This window comes from Evansella vedderi, assembly GCF_030813435.1.
Classification (GTDB): domain Bacteria; phylum Bacillota; class Bacilli; order Bacillales; family Salisediminibacteriaceae; genus Evansella; species Evansella vedderi.
In genome coordinates this window covers 14,448-33,566 of the sequence record NZ_JAUSUG010000029.1, presented here as the reverse complement: position 1 = coordinate 33,566, position 19,119 = coordinate 14,448, and the positions used below count along the sequence as shown (strand labels likewise).

At 35.6% G+C, this 19,119-nt stretch carries 9 protein-coding genes and 1 tRNA gene; 1 reads left to right on the top strand and 9 read right to left on the bottom strand.

Going from position 1 to position 19,119, the window contains the following annotated elements; translation table 11 throughout:
• Nucleotides 1-44: 44 nt before the first annotated feature.
• The 4 genes from J2S74_RS24290 to J2S74_RS24275 all read right to left on the bottom strand — a co-directional run bounded on the left by J2S74_RS24290 (nt 45) and on the right by J2S74_RS24275 (nt 4,694).
• Nucleotides 45-977, bottom strand: coding sequence for an alpha/beta hydrolase family protein (locus J2S74_RS24290; protein ID WP_307331378.1), 933 nt, complete (start codon nt 975-977; stop codon nt 45-47).
• Nucleotides 970-1,512 carry a helix-turn-helix domain-containing protein gene (locus tag J2S74_RS24285; RefSeq protein ID WP_307331376.1) on the bottom strand — a complete coding sequence of 181 codons (543 nt, stop codon included), beginning with the start codon at nt 1,510-1,512 and terminating at the stop codon, nt 970-972. The genes J2S74_RS24290 and J2S74_RS24285 overlap by 8 nt, the downstream gene beginning before the upstream one ends.
• Before the next feature lie 483 nt (nt 1,513-1,995).
• Nucleotides 1,996-3,891 carry a selenocysteine-specific translation elongation factor gene (gene selB, locus J2S74_RS24280; RefSeq protein ID WP_307331373.1) on the bottom strand — a complete coding sequence of 632 codons (1,896 nt, stop codon included), beginning with the start codon at nt 3,889-3,891 and terminating at the stop codon, nt 1,996-1,998.
• A gap of 119 nt (nt 3,892-4,010) precedes the next feature.
• Entirely contained in the window at nt 4,011-4,694 is a 684-nt protein-coding gene (locus J2S74_RS24275; protein WP_307331371.1) for a hypothetical protein, read from the bottom strand.
• Nucleotides 4,695-5,957: 1,263 nt separating this feature from the next.
• Here J2S74_RS24275 and J2S74_RS24270 point away from each other — a divergent pair.
• Nucleotides 5,958-6,054: transfer RNA gene (locus J2S74_RS24270), tRNA-Sec, on the top strand.
• A gap of 132 nt (nt 6,055-6,186) precedes the next feature.
• Here the strand turns inward: J2S74_RS24270 and J2S74_RS24265 are convergent.
• The 5 genes from J2S74_RS24265 to J2S74_RS24245 form a co-directional block, all read right to left on the bottom strand.
• On the bottom strand, nt 6,187-7,407 hold the full coding sequence (locus J2S74_RS24265) for a site-specific integrase (RefSeq protein WP_307331369.1): 1,221 nt from the start codon (nt 7,405-7,407) through the stop codon (nt 6,187-6,189).
• Nucleotides 7,408-7,544: 137 nt separating this feature from the next.
• Nucleotides 7,545-7,733, bottom strand: coding sequence for a helix-turn-helix domain-containing protein (locus tag J2S74_RS24260; protein WP_307331366.1), 189 nt, complete (start codon nt 7,731-7,733; stop codon nt 7,545-7,547).
• A 721-nt stretch (nt 7,734-8,454) separates the two neighbouring features.
• Nucleotides 8,455-8,595 carry a hypothetical protein gene (locus J2S74_RS24255; protein WP_307331363.1) on the bottom strand — a complete coding sequence of 47 codons (141 nt, stop codon included), beginning with the start codon at nt 8,593-8,595 and terminating at the stop codon, nt 8,455-8,457.
• A gap of 214 nt (nt 8,596-8,809) precedes the next feature.
• Nucleotides 8,810-14,251, bottom strand: a complete 5,442-nt coding sequence (locus J2S74_RS24250; RefSeq protein ID WP_307331360.1) for a DEAD/DEAH box helicase — start codon at nt 14,249-14,251, stop codon at nt 8,810-8,812.
• A gap of 14 nt (nt 14,252-14,265) precedes the next feature.
• The gene (locus J2S74_RS24245) at nt 14,266-19,119 is read right to left on the bottom strand and encodes an Eco57I restriction-modification methylase domain-containing protein (protein ID WP_307331358.1); all 4,854 of its coding nucleotides are present in this window, start codon (nt 19,117-19,119) and stop codon (nt 14,266-14,268) included.

Here is a 19,119-nt window from a genome sequence, read left to right as displayed (position 1 = left end):
AAAAAAGTGTTAAACCTTATGATAAAAGTTTAACACTATTGAACTTAAATTTGTTCATGTAACCACTTAGAAAGGATATTTGTTAGTTCTGTTGGAAGTGGCTTTGTAAATCCTTTGACGTACGTTTTCTTTAATTTTTGAAAATCAATCGGTTCCTCTTGAATTTTTAAAATATGGTTCATATCTTTTATGATATGTGTTTCAATAGGGGCACCTACGTCCGATGTTAGTCTTTCTAATGCCCTATAGTCAGCTTGTGCGTCCTTCGTTCCTGTAATGGCCAAAACGGGACAAGGAATTTTTCTAAAGCTAGTTTCTTGATCATATTCCGCATGCTCCCTAAACCATTTTGCATTCATTTTAATAAACTGATAACGAATGGTGTCCTTATCTGTGTGAAGCATTTTATCAAATAGCTTTTTTGCTTTTTTTCGGTCCTTTTCAATAACATTTAATTTTCGAATGAGAAATCCTTTAAAGCCTGTCAACTCCTTAATTTGTGAATAGGCGATTTCCCTTTGATAGTCCGTCGCTTCCATTAACGATTGACCAGCACCAGCTAACATGACTAACCCTCTAATAGGAACTTTGCTTGCTATCATATTTCCTTGGAGGCACCCTTCACTATGACCCACAACAAATACTTTCGTTTCATCTACTTCTGCCTGCTTTTTTAAAAAGTTTAAGGCCGCAATATTATCCTCAACAAGATCCCACATCCCCGCAGTAATAAATTTTCCTTCGCTTTTCCCCGTGCCTCGCTTATCAAAGCGAAGGGTAATAAAACCTAATGATACAAAAAATTCCGAAAGCTGCTTATACATATTGGCTTGAAACTTTTTCATATTACCATCACGATCTGTCGGTCCGCTCCCAGCTATAATTAAAATGGCAGGTGCCTTATCCTGAACATTTTCAGGAATACTTAGCGTTCCTGCTAACTGAACATCTGAAGAAAATGTAACTTCCCTATTCACTTTTTCTATCCCCATTTCTTTCTGGTATAAATGCAGTGGCCATCGTTCGTTTTTTTCTATCCCCCCTCGGTTCGAACTGATATTTTGTGATTAACGCTTTATAATCTTGAAGAAATCTAACCCCTTCTTCTTCATTAAGATTTAGTTCTAATTGATGAAACCCAAATCCATCCTTTTCCAAATTCACTTCATCCTCGAAGTATTCTTCCATTAGCCGAAGGAGATTTCCATAAAACATCATAAAATAACGAAGATAGTCTTCCTTCGATATTTGTTTCGCTTCTTCTCCAGAAATAAAACTATTACGGACGTCCAATGTATAGGTTTTTTCTATGACTCCCCGCTTTTTTTGCTCATCCTGAACGAGAACGATTTGATGCTTCTTTAGCATGTTAAGGTGACGGTACATGGTAGCTTGAGGTATATCAGGTATTTTATCCATTAAATCTTGCACAGTTAGTGATCGTCCTGCCAAAGCTTGAATGATCTTCATACGAACTGGATGTAAAATAACATCCCCTTTCGATTGACCCATAGCCAATCACCACTTTCATAAGTTAGTTAGGATTTTATTGTTTTTATTGTTATCAAAAATGATAATGGTTAGTCTAACTTTATTTTAAATAGAGTATATTGAAAGGTCAAGGATTATTATCAAAAATGATAATAATAACTCAAATTAGTTCTAAGCTTCGTTTTCGGGCTCATAAACTGGTTATGGCGACCTTTCCCCCTGCTTCCAAACTAGAAAGGGATCCATGAATGCTTTATGATGACCTTTTTGCACTCCCGCCTTTAAGTAAGTTACCCAAGTGTCAAGATTTCTTCAGATTTGGAAACGAGATTCCCTTTCTTGTTACCCAAATACGAATGGAAGCCTTATTTGGAGAACAATATTAGCTTCCTCGTTACCCAATTGCAAAGGCTCCTCTAAGTTGGAGAAAAACAGCTTTTCCACCTGAGTTCAAGATATAAAAAAGGCACCTCCCACTAAAATAGGAAATGCCCTAACTTCATTTTATTCCGGTTTTTTCACCCATATTCGTTCATTGCCTTCTCGTTTTGTATAGCCCATAGAATCTAAACGCTCCATGAATGGAACTAAATATTTTCTGGTCAGATTCAATACTGCTTTGGCATCCTGCAATGCAAAGCGGTCTTCTGTTTTTTCATAAACAGCAATCGCCGCTTTCTGAAAAGCTTCTGTAGAAACAATATGCTTGTCATCTAGCTCTATGGCAAATCCTGTTCGCAAATAGAAATGACGCAATTCATCATGCAAATGAGAAGGTAAACCTGCTCTCTCAACGATATATTCATAGAGCTCTACTTCAAATCCTTGCTTTACAATGGTATCTTCCACCTGCTGCATTCGCTTTGCCCATTGGGCTGGGTAGCTAGGCTGGAAGTCTGCAGAAGAGATGAATTGACCGTTTTTCCTAAAGAGGCCCTCTTTCACACCTGATTCGATAACGGACTCAGCTAAGTCAGAACCGTAAAAAAGAAGGTCATTTTTCAATTCCGCTTTATTTTTCCCTTCTCTCATAGGGTTTTCTTTATGGTAGGCTAAAAGCTCTTCTTTCACTAACTCAAGCATTTCCTCATACACAGATTGGAGAACGAGCTTATTCCCAAAAGAAACCACCGTTCCATTATCTAAAAGCTCCTTTAAAAGATCTTCTAGTTCGCCAACCCCTAATGAAAATTCCTTTTCTATTTCCGATTTTGTCATACCCTTTCTTTTTTTCAACAGATCTACTAGTTGTTCTTCTGGAGTGCCTTCTTTTTTCCGAGAGAGCATGTCAATGGTTGCCTCTCCGAACTTATACTTTTCCCCATTAGGATCAATAACGACTCCTCCACCGATCGTTTCCACTGGGCTTGGGCGCCGCAAGATAAATCGATCGCCCCGTTTTGTTACGATAGGCTCGTCAAGGCGAAGCTGACAAAGAACATTTTTGTCTTCCGTTAATTCATTACGGTCAAAAAACACGATTTTTCCGTAAACTTCTGCGGTCCCAAGGTGAAGCTTAATATACCCCCGTTGTTTTAACGGGTATTCTAAAGAGTCGACCGTATCCAAAGCGATATCTACTGTAGTCGTCGTAGTATAAAATTGGGTAGAAACTAATACATCGCCACGCTTTACTTCATGCTTCGATATTCCCCCTAAATTGATAGCTACCCGTTGACCTGCACGACCGGATTTTTGCGGTTGATGGTGAACTTGGAGTTGCCTTGCCCTCACCTTTTTTCCAGAGGGTAAAAGTTCAAGAGTATCTCCCTCTTCAACGGCTCCCTCATAGACGGTTCCCCGAACTACAGTACCTTGTCCATGTACCGTAAACACCTGGTCGATTGGTAAACGGAAGGCACCAGCTGCGTCACGCATGGGAAGGTCCTTTAAGTATTCCTTTATTTTCTCTAAGAGCTCAGGAATACCCTTTTTCGAAAGACTGTCTACAAAAATCAGTTCCGATCCTTCAAAGAAGGTTCCTTGGACTTGATCCGAAATATCTGCTTCTATTAATTCGATCATATCTTCTTCCACTTGGTCCATTTTTGTTACTACAATTAAACCTTTATGTATTCCTAAAAGACGAAGAATATCTAAGTGCTCCACCGTCTGTGGCATGAAGCCTTCGTCAGCAGCAACCACGAGTAGCACGAGGTCAATGCCTGCAACTCCGGCTATCATTTGTCTAATAAATTTCTCATGACCTGGTACGTCTATGATAGAAACTTGTGACTCATCATCTAAATGTAATGGGGCATAACCAAGCTCAATGGAAATGGACCGTTCCTTTTCCTCTTTTAATCGGTCTGTATCTACATTGGTTAACGCCTTCGTTAATGTTGTTTTTCCGTGGTCAATATGACCTGCCATTCCTATGGTATAAAAACGCTTTGACATAAATGTTCCCCCTCTTCAATAACGGAAACCAAATTTTACTATGATCCTCTATCTTATCATAGTAGTGTGGGCTTCACTCGTCAATGAATGAGGGGGAATCGTAATGATATGTTCATTTTTTATTTAAGCCTTTCTTCAATTTGGTCATGGATAAAATCCATTCTGGAAGGAAGGATGTACAAATACTCAATGAGATTATTTAATAAATCCACGATTAAGCCCGCCATATCTTCATCCAGATCCCGTTCTAGCTCTAACATTTGCTGAAAATGACTGTCAGGATGGATGAGGCTTCTTAAGGATGAGATGGGCCGTGTAAAATCAACATACTCCGGCAGCATTTCCAATTGTTCTGATAAAGGTTTACCTTCTAGCTTATTTTCCGCAAGAAAACTATTGATCATGCTTTGAAGTACCCTTTTCGACATGACTGCTGTTGCAGAAGTATCTTTCGATTGATGGACATTAATAGCTGAGCGGTATGCTCTTACAAGATCATCGGGAATATTTCTGTACTGCTTCATTTGATGCAGTGGGTGTCTTTGGTCGTAAATGTACACTTCCGCTACTTCCCCTGTTTTCTCTAGACCATTTCCAATCATGATCACAAAGGAAGAGGTGTTTTTACATTTGGAACAATCCCCCTGTGAAAAAAGGCCAACTCTATTTGACTGATAGTTCACCTTCAAGGTAAATTCAGCATTTATTCCACACTGAGGACACTCACTTTTCACACATTTAGGTATTTTTAAATGCCCATATTGACTATAAGATGAAATAGAGCTTGGCATTATCCTTCTCATTCCTTAACCTCCTAAAGCGATTCCGTCACAGTTTTTAAAGAATAGGTAGTTACATTCTTTCCCTCTCTATCTTAATAATTCCCAAAAGGCCTAAATATTTTCCACACCAAAAATTGTTAAGTGGGATGTGAAAATTCTAACTTTAGTAAAAGAGGCTGGGACAAAAGTGTTTTTATCAATAAGAAACCCGAACGAAATAGTTGGTGCATATAAAAATCGCTTCGGAAATACACTTCGCTTTCCGCGGGCGTCTGGTGAGTCTCCTCGCCAATTACACCTAAGGAAAGTCCACGTCCTGCGTCTGCGATTACTCGACGCAAACTACTCGAGGAAGCGTCTCAGGTCCCGCTTGTGGGCAACGGCGTAATGTCGCCATCCTGGCTCCCACTGCGGGGTTTCACCTTTGCCCTTGGCCCACTGAAAAAGATCGCTTTTCGAGGCCACTGAAAAAGGACGTTTTTTCCCTTTTTCAGTGGTCTCGAAGCAATCAGCGAAGCCGTTGCAAGTTTTTAAAGCCTGCTATGAGTGGTTTTTTCATAGCAGGCGCGCAACGCGCGGAGCGATTGCTATTTTCTCAGCGAAAAATATATGACTTTTTCAGTGGCCTCCGCTTTTTATCTTTTTCAGTGGGCTTGAAGCAATGAGCGGAGCCGTTTCAATGTTTTCGAAGCCTGATATGAGTGGGTTTCTCATATCAGACTCGCAACGCGCGAAGCCATTGCCACTGTTTTCAGTGGCCTCGCCTTTGCTCCCGCAGGACACTGATTACACATCCTTGAGATTGCCCACGCACGAAGAAAATGTGCTAACATTTTCGAGGAGTCTACGTATATTTCCTCCGCTAAGGTAGTACATTGTTCGTATTTCCAGTTAAACACTTTAGTTATGTCCCAGCCTCTTTCACTGTTTATTAGTCAATTACTTGGTTTTATCCATTAATTTTTTTACTCTCTCCGACGGTTTCCAGCAGTTAAACTTATATGTTGGTTTTGTGTCATAGCCAAGCCGGGAACAATAGTGCCTGATACCAGTCTTCGTTTTTTCTATCTTAAAATCCCGGCAGGATGCACAACAATGAAAATCTCGCATTCCCTCTCCTCCCCAAAAGTAAATATTGGACAATCCCTATATTATTCCGTATAATAATTTCTTGTCATGGTAATAATAAGTATTTGTGAAATGTAACAATTTCGTGAACAGATTGATTATTACCTATTATAATACTATAATATAGTTTATTGATTGTAATATTTCTTATTTCGTGGGGTCGGCTAAGGTACTGGTGTCCTTCGAGGTCTTCAAAACCTTTTGGGAGGCGCGTGACGTCTCCGCTGGGTTCGATTCCCAGACGGTCCCGCCAAACTATGATACATAAGGCTTTGAGAGGTTATGTAGATGAGGCACCTCGATAAGTTCATTGGCATTTTTCATTACTTTTGTCCATAGAGTGCCGAAAGAGTGCCATTTGAGGGTGCCATTTAATTTTTTTTAGTTATTTATCATCAAATGCCAAATCAAACATATCTGCAGCTTCATCTTGAAGCGAAGGAATTACATGTGAGTAAAGATCAAGTGTAATTCCAATTTTAGAATGCCCAAGTCGTTCTGAAACAATTTTTGGATGGACATTAGCTTGTAGCAAAATAGTTGCGTGTGTGTGACGCAGATCATGGAAGCGACTAACTGGTAATTCTGCTTGTGCGACTGCTTTTTTATAAGCTAATCGTAATTCAGACGGATGAACATCGTTTCCAACCGAATTACAGAAAACTAAGTTATTTGGATTAAAAGATTTTCCTATTACCTTTTTAGTATCATCACTTTTTCGTTTATGATCTTTAAGAAAATTTATTAGCTTTTTCCCCATAACGATATGACGCTCTCCATGTTTGGTAGTGTATTTGATTTTTACTCCTCTTCTTCGAACGTCATAAGCCGTTTTATTAATAAACATCTTCTTATTTTTAAAGTCCACATCTTCCCATGTAAGTGCCCTTAATTCACCAAGTCTTGCTCCTGTATAGGCACCTGAATAAATAATGGGACCATAAACTTCATTTGCTATAGCATTGTTTAGAAGTAATTCTAACTCAATAGAAGTATAAGTTATCGTCTTGATTTTCTGAACTTTAGGTGGCTTTACCTTTTTGACTACATTCTTCTCAATAAATTCCAGATCCACAGCATCTGAAAGTGCTTTTGACAGTACACGGTGGTGATGTTTTACCGATTGCGCAGATAAACGACTATCATCTTCATTGCCATCCAACGTGTTATCCGTTCTCACTTTCCGTGTATAATAATCTTGGATATCTCTAGGCTTCAGTTTACTTAATAAAATATTGCCTAATTCTGGTTTTATATGGACTCGAATCATTCGCTCATATCCAAGAAAAGTATTATACGCAGTACTGGTCTCAACGTAAGTCAATAACCAATAATCCAAGTACTCACCTAAAGTTAATCCTTCACACTTGTCCGATTCAGTTGCTTGAACAGTTTCATTTACATTATTAAATTCCTTTGTATCCATAGACGTAGGCTCATTTTGATAAAAATCAGCGATCGCAATTGCCATCGCTTTCCGTGCCTCGGTTTTATTTTTAAAACCTCGCTTTACTTTCCGCTTCCTTTTACCATTTTCGTCAAAACCTAATTCAATCGTATAAAGCCATTTGTTTGTTTTTTTATCTTCTCTTATATTGCCAGTCAATGTTTTGTTCCTCCTCAAAAAATATTTGACTGGGCATCTACTACTTGGCACTAACTTTATCTTATAACAAAAAATCATTTAAGGAAATGGTTCAGCAGTGCGCCCAAGTCATTCTAAGAAAATATTATTTATATTCATTATTTTACTGAGTTGCCTTCGAACCAACTCTCAAACGATTGCTTTGAAATTAAAATTCTAGTTCCGACTCTTACTATGCGAAACTTCTGAGAATGCACAAGTTGATATGCCTGCACTTGTCCTATTCCCAAAAATCGCTTAACATCTTTAACAGTTAAAACATCAGGAAAGTCTTTTAAACTCTGCATTCAGCCCCACCTCCTTGGAAAAAATTAACTCACGGAGTGTTCAACCTTCTATCGTGAGTATTTGTGATCTAAATAGCCGGAGAAAAAGTAATATTCTCTTTCTCATAATTCCCTTATCGACTATAAGGGGCAAAATTCGAAGGTTTAAAAAAGTATAAATTTATAGCAGATATGTACTTTTTTGGTAACTACGAATATGTAACCAAAACAATGGGGTAACTAGAACTCGGTACAATCAGATCATTTTATTTAAACAAAAAAAGACGCTCTCCAATGCGAAGGAAAGCGTTGATATAAAATGTAATTTATTTTAAAAATTATACAGGTGGTCGGAGGCGAGATAGGTTAATAGTTATTTAGTTTATAAGATTTTGCTGAGGGGGTGTGTAAAATTTGTGTAAACAAATTATATGGTTTAAACTTTTGAAAAATTGTCTCCTTTTAAAACAGTTAGCATGCAGTGCGTTTCATAGTTTATTTCCTATTCTTCAAATAACCGAGTAAATACTATGTACTTACCAGAGTGTAGATAGGCATACCTCAAATTGTATTCTAGTAGGGAAGCTTTTCCGTTCACTTACTTTTCTAGTCCACAACATAAATGTCATAAACTAGCCTATATTGTTATCACAGTAAAGATACTTGACAATATAGAGCCTGCCTCAAACCTTCACGAAAGACAGGAATACTAATTTAAACTTTGTATTGTAAAAGAAAAGGGTTATTGTACAACTTCAATATCGGTTATTTGTTTACCATAATCAGGACAACCTTTATTGTCACACATATAATAACCTTCGCCAGTTTTCTTATCAGTAAAACCTTCTAATGTTTGTCTCTTACAAGTAGGACATTGATACATAGTTAAAACCTCCTAAAATTTAGTATAATAATATTCTATTACTATGAGACTTCTAATGCAATTACATATCGGTCAAAAAACTGAGTATAAGAAAATAGATATAACGAAAAACATAAAAAAACTACAAAGAATTATTTATAGAATAAATCCACCCAAATAATATTTGAGTGGATATTCCTTTTTTTGTCTTATTTATAAGGATTAAGTTGTCTAATCAGCAAAACCAAGAATTATCTTCAGTTACTTTGTTCCTTAAATCTCTACGTCTTAATTTATTTGCTATTATCTTTAGTTGAGTTTTTAAAATTTCAGGGTCATCTAAATGGCTTGTAGCTATCGAAATTACGTTTATATCTTCGGCTTCTAATTGCTGGCGAATTGTATTATCAATTTGCTCTCTTTCACTGTTACCATGTATCCCTTTTGACAATCCATCTAAGTAAATCGCTACGTAAATTTCCTCATTTTCATCCCCGTAATACAAATCAGGTGTTGTTTTATGGAATGGTGGCCCTATGTTCAATTCATTTTGGTGTTCGAATTTAGGAAAGCCAGCGCGTTCAAGAATTTTTTCTAATCTATATTCTCCACTATTTGTAGGATTGCCTTGGTTACTATTTTCTGAAAAATCAACAGCAACTATTGGGTCGATTTCTTTATCAAATTCAGGCTTATTGTCAAACCTTTGCAAAATAACTGAAGCTAAATTTCGATCAAGTAAAGAGTGAAAAAACACATTTCTATAACTACGCATACAATAGTAACAACTTGCTTCACATTGAGAAATACATCCTGTCAGATGCTCTACTGCAGAACTGATTAAGTTAGACCATTTATTAAGCATTTGCTGTAATAATCCAGATCCTCCCGGCATTGGATCATATAAGAATAAAGTGTATGAATCGTCTTGTTCAGGAATAATTAAAAATTGAAGGTCATCCCTTTCCATCTCTAATATTATACCTGCCCCAATTCTTAAAGCCTCACCTAAATTTACTGCTTCTGGTTTATTTTTTAAACCTGTAATCATTAATCCATCAACATTTGCATCAGCAGTAAAAGCTACCTTGTTTGGTTTTTTTCCACAAATTTTATTATGGTGCTCTTCAAAATCATTTATTTCCCTATTAGAAGCATATGGTGATCTTGCTCCCCCACATACTGAACAAACAGGAAACCCAAGCTCCCCCTGTTTTACCAAATCAGCTGGACCTACATTTATTAACCTTACATGTTGTCCAAATCGATGTTGAACACTTTCAAATCCCACATCGTAGTGTTTTACCCCCCTATGGATTTCTTTTAAGAAACCCATTACACTAACTGGGAGCTGAAAGCGGTTATCCTCTTCGTCAGAAATTCTTGATAAATAAGCTAAGTCAACATCAGAAATAGGAATGCCTGATAATAAAAAATTCTCTTGATTTCCATAACTACCATCTTGTTCATCTACTCGTTTTGCTTCAATTACCCTTTCTCTCTCAATATCTACAATGTAACGATCCGGTTCGAGTTGTTGTTGTCCAACAGGCAAATGGTAAAATCTTGTTTTAAACCTACCATTATTAGCATATATCATATTTCCTGGTACAAATTCCCTGATAGCTATTGTAGAAGCTCGAGGTAATTCAAAGTCCGGTCTACTTGTTCTATTGAAAGGAGATCTATTTGCAAATGCCTTTAAACTCCCTTCGTAAGTTCCGTACCCAGGTAGAAAACCTTCAGTAGCTAATACAGATAAAGTGTATGTCCCCATCTCACTTTTACTAAGCTTTTTCAAGTAATTTGAACATCTAGTTTTTAGACGTTCTTCAGAAGGATCTAATAACCGATTTGTTTCTTCACTAATTAGAGTATCAAGTTTGTTTTTTGCCCACATCATGCGTTTATGAAGTCGGTTAACTACTTCTTGAAGAAGAACTGGCATTTCATTAATGAATTGAACTAGCATTTCATTATTTACAGTAGAACGATCTTCCTCAGGCCAGTAAGAAGTAAATACATCATTTCCTGCTTTAATAAATAAATCATTATATTTTTCAATAACTACTGATAAATTATTAACATCATAGGGAGTATTACGGTAATTATTTTCATCAACAAATAAGTAATCCTTAATATAATTCGGGAAAATAGACTTTCTTATATCTTCCAACATTTCTTTCTCTATTTGTGAGATATTATTACTTGTTGATCTAGAAAGTCGAATAATTTCAGATATTATTGTGGCATGAATATGTTTTCTAATCATTACTTCATTCCGAAGATTAAATCTTGGAGTATCAATATGTCCGCTTAGCATTTTCACAGGATCATAATAGAAATATCTGTCATGTTCACTACGTCTACAATAAGTATAAATTACAGCCATTCGATGTCTTCTTCCTGCTCGTCCAGCTCTTTGCCAATAATTAGCTGATTTCGGTGGAACATTTCTCATTAGGACCATATCAAGTGCTCCTATATCAACACCCATTTCTAGGGTTGGAGTAGCAACTAGGCAATTTACTTTTCCTAACTCTTTTTTAAATTCTTCTTCAACATATTCTCTATTTTTAGCCGGAACTTGTGCTGAATGCTCTTCTGCCATTAACATATTAAATTTCTTCTCTAATAAATTAATATTGTAGTCATCTTTTGGTAATGATTCCTCTTTTAATATGCCTTTGCATTGCCATCCTGAGCATGCACCATTCGGTGCATTGCGTGTATGGATCTGTTGGCAAGTATCACATCGATATCTAAAATTTTGAGGGACTATCCCTAGTTGGTCACTATTTATTTGGAATACTCCATTTGTTCCTCTAATTTGTCTTCCTTTTGCTGATTTTAAAGAAACAGGCGTAAGTATCTTTGTTGTGTCTGTTAAAAAGAACCATAGTTCCTCTAAAAATTCTTTTACTTTGTCCCTTGGAATCCCCCATTTTGTAACAAATTCCATACTTTTAGTTTGAGCTTTTTCTGTAACAAAATATTTAATATTACCGCTTGAATCATTCTCTTCTTTAAACCTTTTAAGTCCCACTGGCGGAAAATCCATCATTGGTATAAAACCCTGTTGTACTTCATCACTACTCTCGTGCCAGTAATGACTATATATATCTTCTTTCTGATCCCATAAAATACGTGTTCTTCTGTATGAGTCTAATAATGAACTTATGCCTTCAACTAGCATTGAATTAGATATATTTAATTTGGTTGACCATTCATGTACCCATGGCTGCTCTTCATTAATACCAGCATAAACTACTCTGGTTTTTCCCCATGTTTCTAAGCTATCTTTTTGTTTAAAAGAAGTTGTAAACTCTCTTAACAATGTTATTCTCAGAAATTTTGTTAATAAATTTTCTAAACCTCTACCAAATGCCTCAGATCTCCTTGCAGTATAAACTTCTGGTGCCAAAGTTTGGCCTAATGCTTTATCTTCTTTAAAGATTTCCATTAGGTATAGTTCTATATCACCTATAGAAGTCGGCTCTATTTTATCGCGAAGATAATCGTAAATAATATGACGAAAATGGTAGCGTCGTGCCCTATCTTTCATCCATCCAGATTGAAATGCTGCATCTTGTCTATTGTCAGAAAAAACGATAAGTTTTTGTTCTTTACCTTCGTTTTCGGAATTCATCATATTTTGTGCCAAAATATGAACATCTGCAGCTGTTGTCGCTTTAAACTCTCGAATTGGTTCTATGAGCCTTTCACCAATCTTTCTTCCCCTTTGCCCACAACTCAAACATGAGGATAGTCCCTCTTCTGAATGTATAACCCAAATAGGTACTAATTTACCGTTTACTTTACATTTATTATTTAGACATTCCCCTTGATTACGGTGTATTGTTCCACAACAGCGACAAATATAATGTACACTACGCTTTTTGCTAGCTTTTTTCTTCCCTTTACTCTCTATGATTAGCTCATCATCAGAATCAGAGATAAGATTTGTAGTAAAGAGAAGCCTTTTACCTCCCTCTGCCTCATCAGTCGGAATCCATATGACGTTATCTTCCTCTGCATCCCCACCGACCATTAATCCGCTCTGGAATGATATATTAGGATAATACCCTTCAAGATAATGCTGACCACAGTGTTTACAAACTAATACTGGAAAGCATGCAGTTCGCTCCACGTTATCCTTCTCTAGAGCTTCATCAACACTCAAACTAAGGTTACTGCGAATATTACCTTTATAATCTTCATTAAAAGTAATAACTGCACCTTCTAAGCCTTTTACAAAGTAATGAATTTTGGGTCTTAGTAAAGGATTTTCATTTTTTTCAACTGCTGCTCCAAGCGCAAGATAACATAATAATTCTTCTTTCATCCATTCTTCAATATTATCGTAAGGTCGTTCTAAATATTTGTTAATCATTTTAACAGCATCAGTGATATGATAAGGTTGATTTAAACCTTGAAGTAATGCATAAATATACTCATTCTTCTTAAAGTCTTCAAAAAGTGTTTGCTTCCATGTACTTTTTTCCAACTCAATTTCGACTCCAGTCAATTCCTTGTAAACAATTTGTAAATCATGAATATTATCATTTTCTAAAGTAAGAAGAACTTTTTCTAATAATCCTGTTATTTGATCCTTACTATAATTAGGTAAGTATCGACTATCAGGAAATTGTTCTTTTTGATACTCTTCTTTTACTAAAGTTACTCTATGAGGATCAACACCAAAAAATCTTTGTGCAAATTGTGCAACATTTTCTCCTGTGTCAGTTGGATCAGTTACAGTTGCAGATGTTCCTATACAAACTATTTCATCCGCAGTCTTACCACAAAAAGTCCGTAAACGCCGAATTAAACAGGAAACTTCAGCCCCAACAGCACCACTATATGTATGTGCCTCGTCAAAAACTAAGTATTTTAGAGGTGCATTTAAAAACATTCCTAAATCTTTCCCTCTAGTTAATAACAGTTCTAATTGATTAACATTCGTTAGTAGTAAACGGGGAGGACGGTCTCTCATTTCCTTTTCAGTTATTCTTTCTTCAGGTGGGGAAATTACAATATTTTTATGTTGACTGTATTGATTTGTGTAGTTAACAAGCTCTTCTCTACCTTCGCCCTCTCTCATTTTAATCACATTTTCTAGTTCAGATTCATCAGAAGGCGTACTACCAACATACATACCAAAAGAAACACCAGATCCAACCAGCATTTTTCGTAATCTATCTAATTGATCAGTTGCTAACGCATTCATAGGATAAACTAAAATCGCTACTACGCCATCAGGAGTACCCTGATCACGCAAACGAAGGCAATGATCTAATATAGGATATAAAAAGGACTCTGTCTTCCCTGAGCCAGTTCCTGTTGCTATTAGACAGTGACTATCAGCTTTTATATATTCTAAAGCTTTATCTTGATGGGCAAATAAAGTGGGGAACTCTGTTAAGCCTGGTAGAGCAGGATGGACCTCACCAGTTCTGGCAAGGTCAAATAAATTCCTTCCTACTCTAAAAAATTTACTTAAACTTACATAAGGTCCTTTTATTAGTGGAGAATGTCCTAAACTGCCTTTAATTAAAGTTCGTGCTTGCGATGCTAAATCTGAATCAGTTAAAGGAAATGCAGTCAATTGATAATTCAAAAACTGCTCATTTACTTGATTAGCAAATTTGATAGGATTAATCAATTTATTTACCATGGGCACCTCCAAGATTAGAAATCGAATTTAATTTGGTAACTTTCTTTTTTATCTGCTACTAATGATTCTTTTTCATTAAACTGGACCATTTCGTTCATTTTGTTCTCTTCTTGAATATTAATTGCATGTTTTTCGCATTCTTCCCAAGACTCTTCGATGGATAATTTAAGTTGAGAAGGCAAAAACCTTTTGCCCAACTCTTGAGCAACATATGAAGGTAATTGCCAATCTTCTTTACAGAAAGCCTCTAACCCTACATTTTTTACTCTCTTAAATGCTTCTAATGTTAACGTAGTTTGGCGAAACTCTTGAGGTTTGTCTTTATCAACACGCCAAAAACCTTTTGGATCTGATAGGTCATTACGTAAAATCCATGCAAAATCTTGGTAGGTCAAACCGTACAATTCAGCAATAATTGCATCAATTACACAACGTAATCTGGTACGTTCATGACTTGTAAGTGCCCAATGTTGTTTCCATGGTTTACTCGATAGACCAGAAATATTTTTCTTTAAGCCTAACCAGTAAGGTGCAAATAAATTATGTGCCATATTTAATGAAGCAACACTAGAACATATCTTGTGGATAATTTGTTCACTTATATTTTCGAATTTCAATAAAGGAGATTCACTTATTACAAAATAGTTTAAATGAGTTCCCCCACACCTGTGTCTTATAACAAAGTCATAACAAAAACTATTTAAATTTGCTGCTAAAAATAAATACTTAAAAATATTATTACCCTCTAACCTAAGAACTGGTACCGGGTTTCCACAAGGGAAGTCACCAATAATACTAGCAATCATAGTACGTGTATCAGTATTTCTTGCAATATCCCTAAAACAAACCTTTATACCACCAGTTTCTTCTATTTCTTCAAGATAATTATCTTCTTTAATTAAAAATTGGGGCTTAATTCTCTTTTGCTCCCAACTATTTTCCTCCCATACTGCATTTAAACCTGTTCCAGATAGCCATTCTTTTGTACTAAAATCGAACTGATTTATCATCACACCTTGATATAACGGTAACATAATTGATGATTCGTTATTATTTATCCATCTTCCATAAATATCATTTTCATAGCCATGGTTTTCCACATATTTCAAATTAAAAAACAAATTTGATTTACTAGTCATATGAAACTCACTTTGATATTTTATTTTCCAATGTTCTCCACCATCACTTAACAGTACAGAGTTTGAATATATTTTTTCTGCTATGTCAAGGTCTTTATTATTTCGAAACTCTAATAAAGCTAAACTATTGGGGCTAAATCTTTGCAATTGATTACGGCTGTAAGGCATTGTATCATTTATATGCTTTTCCAGATCGGATAAATCATGATTCATAAAAGAAGTTTTAATTTCTCCCGTCTTTCCATATTTATTTATAATTAATATACAAAATTTATAGGATGAATGGATTTTGAAGATCTTATTTTTATTTTCAAAACTAAATATTAATTCCCAATTACTATTATCAAGGAATAGCTTCCTAAGATCGCTTGACCCCTTATCTGTATAAATACTTGAAGGAACAATCATTCCTAATCTTCCCTTTTCGTTTAGGAGGGAATGAGATGCTTCAACGAATAATTTATATTTATTTAGATCAGCAGATCCTTGATATCTAAAAGGGTGTCTAGAATCCACAAACCCTAGCCTATTTTCTCTAAATAAGGACCAGGCTTTATGTAACGAATCGCTTTTTCTCCATTGCCCTCCTTTTTGCATTAAGTTTAATTTCTGTGAACCAGGGAATTGGCCATCCCCGTAAGGAAAAGCAACATTAGTGATCCAATTGCTCATGGCTTTAAATTCTGCCTGATACAATAACCAATCCCGTTCAATATTTTTATCATTTTTAAAATAATCCTTTTGTTTTCTAATAGCTTCCTGCTTACCATATGTCCGATATAAAGGGTCAAAATTAGAGAAAAACTCCTTCGAATTCGGCTTACTTACATCCCAAGGAGGGTTTCCAATTATAGAATTAAACCCTGAATTTTGCGAGGTAAATACATCTGGAAACTCTAATTCCCAATGAAAAAATTTATATTTATTGGCTAGTTTCTTAACTATATTTACAGTTTTTTCAGCTGGGTCAAGGAAACTCGATGGGGTAGGTGCATCGTCAAGTTGATCGGCAGGCCAAAACCATAGCGAACACCAAGTGTCAAAAGCATTCTTTAAAGTTTGAAATGTACTATTATGTACGATTTTTTCTTTATATAACTTTTCCCTTTGACGTATTCCTTCAGCAGATAGAGCTGTATCATGAATCTCATTAAACACTGTCAAAATATGAGCAAGGATATCTTTTCCGGAGTCTTCAGCTGTTTCAAATAATTTAGATTGTCCATTTAACGATTCAATATAATCAACTATCTCTGGTTTTATTTTTTCTTGTAATGCTTTTTTTATATTTTTAGACCATTCTTCTTTTTTATAGTTAATACCATTTGTATGAGAACTATCTCCACCATCCCGACTCCAAGCAAGAATTGGATAATCCATAAAATTGTTAAACCAACAACCGACAAGAGCATTTCCAACTTTTATTTTATGGTCTAAAAAAGTAAAAGGAAGTTCCCTGTCCATAGTCTCTATCCATAGACTTAATTTTGCTAATTCAACTGCCATAGGGTTAATATCAACACCGAAAATACACCGTTCAACTACATATCTTTTTAGCTGACTTTTAACTACTTCTTCAAATCTTTCATCTTCCGGTGTAACTTTTACTATATCTTCTTGTAGGTGGCCTTTTACTTTAGTTCCAAATGGTAACAATATTGTATTTTTACTACCTTTTTTCTTATAGCGACTAAAATACATCATAGATCGAAATAATGCTTCAGTGGTATAATTCAAAGCAGCTACTAAAAAAGATGCTGAACCACAAGAAGGATCACAAACTTTTACTGATAATATTTCCTCAGGTAAACGAGGTATTAAATTTCCTGCTTTGTCATTCTCATATAATAATGGTTGTAAAGTTTTATTAACAGTAGGAATTGACAACCCTGGTTTAGTATAAAAAGTACCTGAACCTTTTCTGTTCCCCCCCCAACGAATTAAATAAAATTCATCATCTGTTAGGACCTGTTTAACAATGTTACTTGCTATTTTCTCGAGTTTCTGTTCGTAAATATACCGCTCAGTATTTTTCTTTGTTTTTTTTATCATTCCACTTATTTCGACAGCCTTTTTTGCCCATATAAGTGCTCGTTCCTGCAATAAAGACTCTTCATCTCGTGTAAAATGTACTTCCTCTTGCTCTTCCATATCAAATACTTCTTCTTTATCTACACTAAACGGACTATTTTGATGATCTACTTCCATATCATCCGAATCACTATTATTATCACTACTTTCGGATTTCACTTTTTCAAATAAATTTTTTATATCGGTATTCGACATACTCTCTAGTGTATTTAAGGGTAGGGCTGGTTCATTTCCTAAATTTAAAAATACAATTGGCTCAGTTGCAGACTTTAATTGATAATCTAAAAGCCCTTCATACATCATACCAATATACTCCGTTCGTAATTCTGAAAAGTCCACAGGTCCCTTTACCCAAGCTGTAGATCTTCCTCTTTTAACTTTTAATTTACCTATTTTTAATTTTTCCAGTATTTGGTATACAGTAAAATCACTTATCTCAAAATATTCACTTTCTATTAGATGGATAATATTTAACACTAAGTCTTCTTGATTTAGTTCACCTTCTTTAAAAAGTAAACCACCATAAGCCCTAATTGGTAAATTTGGATGAAATGATCCTTTTGATATTACACGAAACAATGAGATTATTCTCAACCAAGAATTACCTCTTTGTGTTAAAGTATAAGCCCCTTCATAAATTAGTGCATTTTTAAGCTTTTCATAAACTCCTTCAAGACTATAACTTTCATTATAAGTAGAAATGTCCCTAGGAAGTAGGCCTCTAGCTTCAGCAAATAAGACGACAACTAGTCTCATGATTATTCGTGATGACGCCTGATAGATAGCATTTAGAGAGTCTGAATTTAAAGTTTCCGATGAAGAGGTAACTAAGTTTAGTTTAGTAGCTAAATCAGGATTCTTTTTTAAGGAAATATAAGTTTGATTAAGTACTAGCTCAATCGCCTCTCGAACTTGTTCGCCCAACACTGAAGATAGTTCGCTTTGTCTTGTTCTCGACTCCTCCACTGCTTTTAGTAAAGGGTATTTAAAATTTTCCCGTGGCTTCATGCCCATTGAGCCTAATAACGTCAATAATCCATTTAATTGGTAACGCAATTCCCCTTCTTCAAACCAAGTTGTTGCATCCCATTCTACCCAGGATTCATGATCTACCCCTGCATAGCACAAACGAAATTGAATCCCATTTGTTATTAATCCCATTTTCACACCAGATACCCTTAACAATTCTAGCAATTTACTATAGTTATGCTTTCCTTTACCTAACCCAATTCGTTTACTCTTATCTATGTAAACAAATAGTTGTGGGTCTTTTTGTTCTTTATCAGTAAAAAGAATTCTGTGAGGTCGAATTTTTTCTTTTAAAGGAGTCTCTACAGTATACTTATCATCTATATTTGTTCCTTTTAACCACAACTGCTCATTGTGCCCTAATAATTTTTCTAATACTACATCTAACCAGCGATGTATACGATAAGTCTCCCCCTTTGCTAAATCTTGCGTTTGTTCAAACCAGGATAAAAAAGTAGTATAATTATCCCTTAAAACTCGATACGTAGAGGGTGTAATATTAGATTCGTTTGGAAAATATTCCTCCAGCACTGGAGGAGAAATGAGCATTCCTCCGTGTTTTAATTCGCTCCACCATTTAAATGGATCTGTGGAAGCAATTACTGCCAT

Coding starts and splice junctions, on each gene's coding strand:
- J2S74_RS24285 (WP_307331376.1), bottom strand. CDS start 1,512: ATGGGTCAATCGAAAGGGGATGTTATTTTACATCCAGTTCGTATGAAG.
- selB (WP_307331373.1), bottom strand. CDS start 3,891: ATGTCAAAGCGTTTTTATACCATAGGAATGGCAGGTCATATTGACCAC.
- J2S74_RS24275 (WP_307331371.1), bottom strand. CDS start 4,694: ATGAGAAGGATAATGCCAAGCTCTATTTCATCTTATAGTCAATATGGG.
- J2S74_RS24260 (WP_307331366.1), bottom strand. CDS start 7,733: ATGCAGAGTTTAAAAGACTTTCCTGATGTTTTAACTGTTAAAGATGTT.
- J2S74_RS24255 (WP_307331363.1), bottom strand. CDS start 8,595: ATGTATCAATGTCCTACTTGTAAGAGACAAACATTAGAAGGTTTTACT.
- J2S74_RS24250 (WP_307331360.1), bottom strand. CDS start 14,251: ATGGTAAATAAATTGATTAATCCTATCAAATTTGCTAATCAAGTAAAT.
- J2S74_RS24245 (WP_307331358.1), bottom strand. CDS start 19,119: ATGGCAGTAATTGCTTCCACAGATCCATTTAAATGGTGGAGCGAATTA.